This window comes from Borrelia anserina Es, assembly GCF_001936255.1.
Classification (GTDB): domain Bacteria; phylum Spirochaetota; class Spirochaetia; order Borreliales; family Borreliaceae; genus Borrelia; species Borrelia anserina.
The window spans coordinates 78,425-89,872 of the sequence record NZ_CP014325.1 but is presented as its reverse complement, the minus strand read 5'-3'; the positions used below and the strand labels follow the sequence as shown (position 1 = coordinate 89,872).

At 30.6% G+C, this 11,448-nt stretch carries 6 protein-coding genes and 2 pseudogenes; all 8 read right to left on the bottom strand.

Going from position 1 to position 11,448, the window contains the following annotated elements; genetic code table 11:
* Positions 1 to 196 precede the first annotated feature (196 nt).
* Entirely contained in the window at positions 197 to 2,218 is a 2,022-nt protein-coding gene (locus N187_RS04660; RefSeq protein ID WP_075550364.1) for a BTA121 domain-containing protein surface lipoprotein, read from the bottom strand.
* Positions 2,219 to 2,522: 304 nt separating this feature from the next.
* A complete protein-coding gene (locus N187_RS04910) occupies positions 2,523 to 2,693 on the bottom strand; it encodes a hypothetical protein (protein ID WP_157883983.1) in 171 nt (56 codons plus the stop codon).
* Positions 2,694 to 3,406: 713 nt separating this feature from the next.
* Positions 3,407 to 4,693, bottom strand: coding sequence for a BTA121 domain-containing protein surface lipoprotein (locus N187_RS04655; protein WP_075550363.1), 1,287 nt, complete (start codon positions 4,691 to 4,693; stop codon positions 3,407 to 3,409).
* Positions 4,694 to 4,879: 186 nt separating this feature from the next.
* Entirely contained in the window at positions 4,880 to 7,159 is a 2,280-nt protein-coding gene (locus N187_RS04650) for a BTA121 domain-containing protein surface lipoprotein (protein ID WP_075550362.1), read from the bottom strand.
* Positions 7,160 to 7,389: 230 nt separating this feature from the next.
* A complete protein-coding gene (locus tag N187_RS04645; RefSeq protein ID WP_025420071.1) occupies positions 7,390 to 8,937 on the bottom strand; it encodes a BTA121 domain-containing protein surface lipoprotein in 1,548 nt (515 codons plus the stop codon).
* Positions 8,938 to 9,099: 162 nt separating this feature from the next.
* A pseudogene (locus N187_RS04640) lies at positions 9,100 to 9,471 on the bottom strand (BTA121 domain-containing protein surface lipoprotein); the annotation flags it as partial.
* A gap of 21 nt (positions 9,472 to 9,492) precedes the next feature.
* A complete protein-coding gene (locus tag N187_RS04635) occupies positions 9,493 to 10,902 on the bottom strand; it encodes a BTA121 domain-containing protein surface lipoprotein (RefSeq protein ID WP_075550360.1) in 1,410 nt (469 codons plus the stop codon).
* A gap of 167 nt (positions 10,903 to 11,069) precedes the next feature.
* Positions 11,070 to 11,441, bottom strand: a pseudogene (locus N187_RS04630) (BTA121 domain-containing protein surface lipoprotein); the annotation flags it as partial.
* Positions 11,442 to 11,448: the final 7 nt, after the last annotated feature.

Below are 11,448 nucleotides of genomic sequence, written 5' to 3'. Positions count from 1 at the left end.
TATAATCTTAATTATTTTTTTTATTTTTCACTTTCCATTTAGATATTGAGTATGGAGAGTGAAAATAAATTTTTTATTATACTAATAACTTTTAAGATATCTTAAAAGTTATTAGTATAATAAAAAATTTATTTTCACTCTCCATACTCAATATCTAAATGGAAAGTGAAAAATAAAAAAAATAATTAAGATTATACTAAACTACAACTTTTTTCCATTTCATAGCTCGGCTTATATCTAATTTAATATGAATTTTTAGCATATTCAAATTGCTCACATAACTATTATAATAATAATCATCTAGAACAATATCAGACCTAATCTTAATAAAACAATTAATGAATGCCGATTTTAGAGATACTGCATATTGATTCTTGTACAAATTAAATTTATTTTTATAACTATTAAATTTACGTCCTAATATTTGTCTAGTTTGTTCCCTATCAGGACCATTTATCATTCTCTCAAGCTCTTGAATTGTTTTAAAAGTCAAAAGAGTACTTTGCACAATCTCTCTAACCCTAGGAATACCCAAATCTTTCAACAAAATGTAAAATTGAGGCTCATTAAAGTTAACACCAAAATCATTAGGAAGATCAGAATTAGTAACTGTATTCCGAATATAAAAAATTGCCTCCTTCTCATCCTCAGATAATTCTGAACACAGCCTATCAAATTCTATACTAGCCATAGCTTCATCTTTAATATCATTAATATAACTTATATAACCAATAGCATCATCATCTAAAACTGCATCTGCTAAAGGAATAAAAACAGAGCCATCAAAAACCCTTTTTAGATGCAATGAATAATCATTCTTACAAGAATTCAACCTAACTTCCAATCTCCGCCTTAATAGCTTTTTACTAACATCATCTATCAATCGATCTGTTTCTTGCAATAATACCAAAACCATTTGAACATTATTTATCATTCTTCTAACATCATCAATACCCTCACTATTTAATAAACTAAAAAACTTATATTCAAAACATACTCCAAGATCTTCCTCCAGACCAATATAAGGATCAGTTACTATATTTTGTATATACTCAATCACTTTCCTCTCATCATCCGATAACCACACGTACAGTTTTTCAGACTCTAAGATGCCTTCACCTTGATCTAGAATTTCACCTAAACAATCCACATATTCATGAATACCAAAATTTGTAAGCGTTTCATAGACAACTGTAGGAACAAATGGCAAATGACAAAATGGTCTTTTTATAGACAATGAATAACGATTCTTACACTCATCAACCTCGTACTTCAATTGTTGTTTTAAATTTTCTCCTTTAATATCATTTATCAACTTATCAACATTTTTTAACCTCTCAAAAAAAAATAAATGATATATTATAATCTCTTTAACTTTATCATCACCCAAAGTCTTCAAATAATGATAAAACTGAGCGTCAGAAATAGATTTAATATATACCGATTCATAAACATTAGGATCGGTTACTACACTTAGCATATACTCCAATACTTCCCGTTCCTTCTCAGTTAACACTGATAATAATTCTTCTCCTTCTATAATTTGAAAAGCATCATTCTTAATCTCAATAAACTTATTTATACCATTACCATTACTATGATAGTTTATAAATCTTTCATATACCTCATCGGCTTCAAACACACTGAATGCCCTTTTTAAATCCGATTTATATCTTTGAACTCTCTCCATAAACAAAACATTTAATCTTTGCTTTGATCTTTCGCTATTAATATTTCTAATAGCTGATTTAGCAGCTTCCTGTACTTCAAAAACACATTGTACACTTCCTATAATCCCATGAACTCTAGTAGAACCCAAATCCCTTAATAAGCCATAAAACTCTTCTATCTGATATGTCTTATCACTTTCTGCTCCAATACTAGCATTAGTCACTATACCTAAAAAATACTCAATGACTTTCTTTCCTTCAGAAGATACATTAAATGCATCCAGTAAATCTACAAATTCAATACTCATGTGCTCACCGATGATTCCCTCCTCTACACTTCTTTTAAGAATACTTTGTTCTCTACCACTTATTACTCCTTCTATCGGCAATTTCAATAAGTCATCTTCTAATGAAACCTTAAATAAGTCTCTCATAAATGGATCATCTTTACCATAGACAGTAACTTCTGGAGATTTTAAATTACAACCCATTACCAAAAATAATAGTAATAACATTAATAATGAATAATTAATCTTTATTTTAATCATTAAATAGCTCCTTTTTTTATGGAAATTTTGCAAGTTAAATTAACCCAATATTACTTATAATGATATATTAATTATAATTTAATTGAAACCATTAACTAATGGTAACTAAGTTCAATAGTATAACAACTTGCTAATAATAAAGATTATATATTATATCCTACAAACACAGCTTTATTGTATAATCCTTTTATTCAATAGATTTGCTCTATTACAGCCTTTAGAAAGAATTATACTTTCTAAATCACTTACTAGAACTTTAAAACATTATTTCTAATCTTAATAAACTCTGACCGCTGAATCTTTATCACCAATGACTAATCTTAATACCTATACTTGCATCCCCCCCCACAAAAGTACTTTCAATAATATCATCATTTTTCACTAATACCCCAAGCTGCTTTTCTTCAGGTATTGACTGAGGATCTACCTGAGGCTCTACTTGAGATTTTAAATCACAATTCGTAACCAGTAACAATAAAGTAACAATAATATTTAATGACTAAATATCTCCTTTATATTTAAATATATCAATTTAGTATCATGTTATCATAAAAAAATAATTCAATATATTTAAATTACTGCACCATTACTATTAATAGATATGTTAATATACTAAAAAAAATAAAAAGTCCTAGACATTAGTCTAAGACTTCAATACTTTCCTACTATAAGATTTCAGCATAATATCTGATGTTATTAAAACTATCCCTATAGATAACACCATCACTCTGATAACCTAATCATATAAAGGATCTCACACAAACATATTACTTAACACATGTCTATAGTCGCTCTTAAATTTATGAAAGAGACGTCTTAATTCCTCTTTTGATTTAATTTCCTTAAGAGTTTCAATAGCTGTTTCGGCCTCCTTTTTGCTTTAAGCACAGATAAGTAAATCTTATAACTTTACAAAGCTCACTACCATTCTTCAACATACCTAGCATATCTATGCTACAATCAATATCATCACTAGTATAAATAGCAAAACTCCAGCACTACAGACAACTTTGCAATTAACTCTGAAAACTTTATAAAGTCTAAAATTAAAATCTTAACACGATTAAACCTCTTCCTATAATCATCTTTCAGTTTTATAACTTTATTAATATAGAGATCAATATTAACTGCCTAAGCAAGCCATCCTAAATACCCTCCTATACCTTTATATATTCATCCGAGTAACACTCAAACTTGAACATTAAATGAACATTTAAATGTTTTATTACGAACATCATCAATAGTACCTCCTTCTAGTACTTTAAATCGTGAATCTCTCATAAAATTATCAAACTGAGCACTATCCAACTTTCCTAAGTTAACATAAAAACTATAAAAAGTATATAAACTTCTTGGAGGTTCATCTTTATACAAACACGCTTTTGAAAATGCTAAATAATCAATTATTGCCTTATCATCACTTGATAACGCTGAATATTTCTTTTCAGCCGTTAAAACACAGGCAGCTTCTCTTTTTACCTCAACAATAGGATAACTAAAAGAAGGCTCCGCAGAAGGATACAGGAACGCACTATATATCAACTTAATATCTTTCATACTAAATACCTTTTCTTTGAGATGTCTTGAATAGTCATTCTTACGAACATTAAAACGAATTTTTGCTTCTTCTTTCAAATCTTTATTCTTAATCTGATCAATAAGCCGATCAGCTTCTATTATTACTTTAAGAACACTGCAAATCTTCTGAAGCTTCTCAATACCAAAATCAGCTAACAAGTCCTCTAAAGTGTCATCATCAAAATGATAATAATTCCCATCACTACCAATAGAAGGATCAGTTAATACACTTCTCATATAATCAATTACTGCCTGTTCATCTCTAGACATCTCGTCATATATATCATCAAAATTTTTTATATCTTTTGCTTCATCTACTTTACTACTTAATTCAACCTGTTTTTTCTCACTCACTGCAACCGGTTCTTTCTCACTCACTGCAACCGGTTTTTTCTCACTTACTGCAACCGGTTCTTTCTCACTTACTGCAACCGGTTTTTTCTCACTTACTACAACCGGTTCTTTCTCACTCACTGCAACCGGTTTTTTCTCACTTACTGCAACCGGTTTTTTCTCACTTACTACAACCTGTTTTTTCTCACTCACTGCAACCGGTTCTTTCTCACTCACTACAACCGGTTTTTTCTCACTCACTGCAACCGGTTCTTTCTCACTCACTACAACCGGTTTTTTCTCACTCACTGCAACCGGTTTTTTCTCACTCACTGCAACCGGTTCTTTCTCACTTACTGCAACCGGTTTTTTCTCACTTACTGCAACCGGTTTTTTCTCACTCACTGCAACCGTCTTACCACCTAACTTAACCGGAACCACCGACTTCCGCTTCATAGAACAAGCACCTTGATCGGATGCTGTATTATCACAACTCACTACTAGCAATAAACTCATTACTAGTAATAATAAAAATAACGAAATATAATTCTTTACCTCTATCATTAAATATCTCCTTTTTTATACTTTTAATTAATTAAAAGTATAATTATATGTATAATACAATTATACCTTATAATAACAATATCAGTATTAATAATCATTTTAATTTATATATTAATTAAATAGATTAAGTCTGATAAATAAAATAAAAAGTCTTAGACATTAGTCTAAGACTTCAATATTTCTCTGCTATAATGATCTAATGGCATCATATCTGATGTTACCCAAATCAACTTTAGCCAAGTTCAATAGATCATGTTCATATAAATTACTATAATAAATATGATAAATATTCCGTTTCACAAATATATTACCCAACAAAGCTTTATATTTAGCAATAGCTTCAGCAAATCTACGTCTTAGTCTTTCTTGTGACGCAACTTCCTTGATATTATCAATAATTGATTTAGCCTCTTTTTGTATTCTAAACACCATTGCGTGAGGTCTTAAAGTGTCTCGAAGTACACTACTACTACCCATCATACCCATTACACAATTAAACTCATCAACAGTATAATTAGCAGAGCCTCCAAAAATAGAATTAGTTACTAATGAACGCATATAATCAATTACTTCTAAATCATCTTCAGACAACTCTTTTACGAACCCTTGAAAACTAATAAACCCTAAAGCTTGAGATTTGATACTAAATAATTGCCCCTCATAAGAATTTCGCAAGTTATTAAATTGAGTACACATAAAAACAACATCAGTTAATTTAACGATACCATCGTATAAACATGATCCTATATCCTTTAAATATTCATTTTTGCAATACTTAAGCTTAGATTCTAACTTTACTCTAAAGCCTTCATCACTAACAGTTTCAATATGTTGTTTAACTTTATCCTGCAAATCAAAAATATATCTTACATTTTCTGCAATCTTCTTAATACTATCTAAATCCATCTTCCCTAACATGAAATAAAATTTACAATGCAAGTCGATAAAATCCATCACAAAGTTATTACTTACTTCGTTTTTAATATGATTTATCATTATCCTATCACCATCTGATAACTCTGCATGTCTCTTTTCACCTTCCGCAATGAAAATAGCTTTTTCTTTAATCTTAATAATATCCACCAAATAATTACTATGAAAACGCAGAATATCAGTATATATATCATCAACATTATCAAGACTAAACGTCTCTCTTAGACGTTTTGCATATAGATTCTTGTAGCCATTAAACCGACTTCCCAATGTTTCTCTCATCCCTTCGGTCTTAATATTAGCAATAGCTACTCCGGTTTCTACTATTACTTGAAGCACATTACAAATATCTTCAAGCTTAGTAGCACTAAACTTGACCAACAAGCAATAAAATTGCTCCTCATTATAACTGTTATAAGATCCATCAATAATATAAGGATAAGTCAATTCACTTTTAATATAATCAATTACTGTCTGTCTTCTTTCACATAGCTGCATAACCTCTACAATTTGAACAGCCTCTTTTTGAATCTCTCTAAACCAGTCCGTAGCTAAATCACAATGACCATGAAGGTTAAAAAGAAAAGAACTAGAAAGAAAATCACTATTCGCATCATAACTAAAAATCTTTTTTAAACCCAATTGATATTCTTGTATTTTTAAAGTGAATTTCTCTTCTAATCCTAGGTTTTTTCCCTGATACTCAATATCCCTAATAACTCCCCTCGCTTCTTTTTGTTCTTGGAAAACAGGTATCACATATTTTGTAACTAAATTAAAAAAATTAAGTTTGAAGGTTGAGTCAGCATTAACATTACCTGTGTGATTAAACAAATCATAAAACTCCTCTCTAGAATATGTTTTATAACCTTCATCACTACCAACATCGGGATTAGTTAACACATCCTTTAAATCCATAATGCTTTCTTTTTGTTGAGCTGACAACTTAAATTCGTCTAGCAAATTTTGAATCTTAAGATCTATATCGTCTTCCAATTCATCATTAACTTTTTCCGATCCAGCATCAACCTTCTCCGATCCAGCATCAACCTTCTCCGATCCAGCATCAACCTTCTCCGATCCAGCATCAACCTTCTCCGATCCAGCATCAACCTTCTCCGATCCAGCATCAACCTTCTCCGATCCAGCATCAACCTTCTCCGATCCAGCATCAACCTTCTCCGATCCAGCATCAACCTTCTCCGATCCAGCATCAACCTTCTCCGATCCAGCATCAACCTTCTCCGATCCAGCATCAACCTTCTCCGATCCAGCATCAACCTTCTCCGATCCAACATCAACCTTGACTACTGAATTTTCTCCTGTACCTTTTTTTAAATCTGACTTACCAACATCTACTTCAACTAACCCCTTTTTAGGCAAGTTAATGCCTTTATTCGATCTCTTCCCAACAAAGCTAGTTTTAGATAGATCAAAAGTAGAATCTGTGGAGGATTTTTTTGTACCTTCATTATTACACCCTAACGAAAGTAATAATAAAAATAACGAAATATAACTATTTACCCTTAACATTAAATATCTCCTTTAAACTGTTTAGTTCATTGATTTAAACTGTTTGTTTCATTGATTTAAACTGTTTAGTTCATTGATTTAAACTGTTTAGTTTATAGATTATGTTACCATGTTGATATGGTAACTATATACCTAGATTCTACCACAACATCAACGTTAATACTAATAAATAAAGGTCTCAGACTAATTTCTAAGACCCTAATATTTTTTTTCTATAATTCTATAATAATTTATAATGATCTAGCAGCATAATATTTAATCTTATCCAAATCAATTGCAAGATTACTTACATCATCTTGATATAAATTACTATAATAAATACTATAAAGATCTGATCCCGTAAATATATCACTCAACAAAGCTTTATATTTAACAATAACTTCATTAAGTCTACGTCTTAGTCTTACTTGTGACGCAACTTCCTTGATATTATCAATAGCTGATTTAGCCTCTTTTTGTGCTTTAAACACAGCTAAATGGGGTCTTAAAATGTCTCGAAGTCCATTAATACTCTCTACCATACCCATCACACAATTAAACTCATTAATATTATAATTAGTAGTCTTAGAATTAGTTACTACTGAACGCATATAATCAATTACTTCTAAATCATCTTCAGACAACTCTTTTATTAACTTTGGAAACTTCATAAATCCTAAAGCTTGATCTCTGATACTAAAAAAATCAAATACATAATAATCTCGCACAGTTTTCAATCCATTACGTATACTATCAATAGAACTAGTTAATGCAATATCATTATCGTAAATATTATCGTACAAATGTTTTCCTATCTCCTTTGAACATTCACTTTCGAGCTGCTTAAGCTTAGATTCTAACTTTGCTCTAAAGCCTTCATCATCAACAGTACTAATGATTTTTGCATCTTCATTCCACAAATCAAAAACAGATTTTACATATCCTGTAATCTCCTTAATACTATCCAAATCCATCTTCCCTAACATGGCATAAAACTTACAACTAAAATTGACAAAATTTATCTCAAAGTTATTACGTACTACGCTTAACATATAATTTATTATTCCCTTATAATCATCTGATAACATTAAGTACTTAGCTAGACCTTCTTCAATTAAAAGAACTTCTTCTTTAAGCTTAGTAATATCCACCAAATAATTACTATGAGAACGCAGAATATTATCATATATATCATTAACATTATCAAGACTAAACGTCTCTCTTAGACGTTTTGAATATAGATTCTTGTAATCTTTAAACCGACTTTCTAAATCCTTTCTAAAGACCTCAATATTAGCAATAGATGCTTTGGTTTCTGTTATTACTTGAAGCACACTACAAATCCCTTTAAGCTTAGCATCACCAAACTCGACCAACAAGCGATAAAACTCCTCACTAGAATATATTTTATAACCTTCATCTTTACCAATAGAAGGATCAGTCAATATACCCTTTAAATCCATAATGCTTTCTTTTTGTTGAGCTGACAACTTAAATTCGTCTAGCAAATTTTGAATCTTAAGATATATATTGTCTTCCAATTCATCATTAACCTTTTTCGATCCAATATCAACCTTGACTACTGAATTTTCTCCTGTACCTTTTTTTAAATCTGACTTACCAACATCTACTTCAACTACTCCCTTTCTAGATAAGTTAATACCTTTGCCCAATCTCTTCCCAACAAAGCTAGTTTTAGATATATCAAAAGTAGAATCTTTAGATTTATCTGAACCTTCATTATTACACCCTAACGACAGTAATAAAAAAAATAAAATATAACTCTTTACCTTTACCATTAAATATCTCCTCTAAACTAAACTATTTAGTTTATTGATTATGTTACCATGTTGATATGGTAACTCTATTACTTAGATTCTAACATAACATCACTGTTAATACTAATAAATAAAGGTCTCAGACTAATTTCTAAGACCCTAATATTTACTTTCTATAATAATCTATAATGATTTAGCAGCATCTATAATCTCATTCAAATCAATTGCAAGTTTACTTACATCATCTTGATATGCATTACTATGATAAATACTATAAAGATCCCGTTTCACAAATATATTACTCAACAAAGCTTTATATTTAACAATAACTTCATCAAATCTACGTCTTAGTCTTGCTTGTGACGCAACTTCCTTGATATTATCAATAGCTGATTCAGCCTCTTTTTGTGCTTTAAACACAGCTAAATGGGGTCTTAAAATGTCTCGAAGTCCATTAATACTCTCTACCATACCCATCACACAATTAAACTCATTAATATTATAATTATTAATCTTAGAATTAGTTACTAATGAACGCATATAATCAATTACTTCTAAATCATCTGATAATTTTTCCTACTTCTTTTCAACTTTTTCAATTAAAGGAACTTCTTCTTGAAGCTTAGTAATATCCACCAAATAATTACTATGAGAACGCAGAATATCAGTATATATATCATCAACATTATCAAGACTAAACGTCTCTTTTAGACGTTCCGAATATAGATTCCTGTAATCATTAAACCGTCTTTTCAATGCTTCTCTAATCCCTTCAATATTAATATTATCAATAGCTACCTCGGTTTCTACTATTACTTGAAGCACATTATAAATCTCTTTAAGCTTAACAGCACCAAACTCGACCAACAAGTTATCAAACTCGATATCACTATAATTGCGATAACCTTTACCAATATCGGGATTAGTTAATACAGCTTCCATATAATTAATTACTGGCTTTATTTCTTCACGTAGCTTCATAAGCTCTACAATTCGAACAGCCTTCTCTTTAATATCACGAAACGAACTCTCATAGAAACCACAATGACCATAAAGGTCAGAGATCAAAAAACCATGATTATGAATATTCCTATCAAGATTAAAAATCTTTTTTAGTGCTAATTGATATTCTTTCATTTTCAAAGTAAACCTCTCTGCTAAGTCTTGTCCTCCTGCCCAATACACCCGATTCTTAACATACTCAACAAGATTCCCAACAGCTTCCTTCGCTTCTTTTTGTTCTTGGAAAGTAGGCAGAATATTCTGTGTCACTGAATTAACAAAATTAAGTTTGAAGGCTAAATCAGCATTAACATTACCTGTGTGATTAAACAAATCATAAAACTTCTCTCTAGAATATGTTCTATAAAACTCGCCATAATCATAATTGCGATAATCTTTACCAATATCGGGATTAGTTAACACATCCTTTAAATCCATAATGATTGCTCTTTGTTGATCTGACAACTTAAATTCGTCTAGCAAATTTTGAATCTTAAGCTCTATATCGTCTTCCAATTCAGCATCAACCTTTTTCGATCCAGCATCAACCTTTTCCGATCCAGCATCAACCTTCTCCGATCCAGCATCAACCTTCTCCGATCCAGCATCAACCTTCTCCGATCCAGCATCAACCTTCTCCGATCCAGCATCAACCTTCTCCGATCCAACATCAACCTTCTCCGATCCAGCATCAACCTTCTCCGATCCAGCATCAACCTTCTCCGATCCAGCATCAACCTTCTCCGATCCAACATCAACCTTGACTACTGAATTTTCTCCTGTACCTTTTTTTAAATCTGACTTACCAACATCTACTTCAACTACTCCCTTTCTAGATAAGTTAATACCTTTGCCCAATCTCTTCCCAACAAAGCTAGTTTTAGATATATCAAAAGTAGAATCTTTAGATTTATCTGAACCTTCATTATTACACCCTAACGACAGTAATAAAAAAAATAAAATATAACTCTTTACCTTTACCATTAAATATCTCCTCTAAACTGAACTATTTAGTTTATTGATTATGTTACCATGTTGATATGGTAACTCTATTACTTAGATTAGATTCTAACATAACATCACTGTTAATACTAATAAATAAAGGTCTCAGACTAATTTCTAAGACCCTAATATTTACTTTCTATAATAATCTATAATGATTTAGCAGCATCTATAATCTCATTCAAATCAATTGCAAGTTTACTTACATCATCTTGATATGCATTACTATGATAAATACTATAAAGATCCCGTTTCACAAATATATTACTCAACAAAGCTTTATATTTAACAATAGCTTCATCAAATCTACGTCTTAGTCTTGCTTGTGACGCAACTTCCTTGATATTATCAATAGCTGATTCAGCCTCTTTTTGTGCTTTAAACACAGCTAAATGGGGTCTTAAAATGTCTCGAAGTCCATTAATACTCTCTACCATACCCATCACACAATTAAACTCATTAATATTATAATTATTAATCTTAGAATTAGTTACTAATGAACGCATATAATCAATTACTTCTAAATCA

Bases quoted from the DNA above. Each gene is read 5' to 3' on its own strand.
- N187_RS04650 (WP_075550362.1), bottom strand. From the start codon at position 7,159: ATGTTAAGGGTAAATAGTTATATTTCGTTATTTTTATTATTACTTTCG.
- N187_RS04660 (WP_075550364.1), bottom strand. From the start codon at position 2,218: ATGATTAAAATAAAGATTAATTATTCATTATTAATGTTATTACTATTA.
- N187_RS04655 (WP_075550363.1), bottom strand. From the start codon at position 4,693: ATGATAGAGGTAAAGAATTATATTTCGTTATTTTTATTATTACTAGTA.
- N187_RS04645 (WP_025420071.1), bottom strand. From the start codon at position 8,937: ATGGTAAAGGTAAAGAGTTATATTTTATTTTTTTTATTACTGTCGTTA.
- N187_RS04635 (WP_075550360.1), bottom strand. From the start codon at position 10,902: ATGGTAAAGGTAAAGAGTTATATTTTATTTTTTTTATTACTGTCGTTA.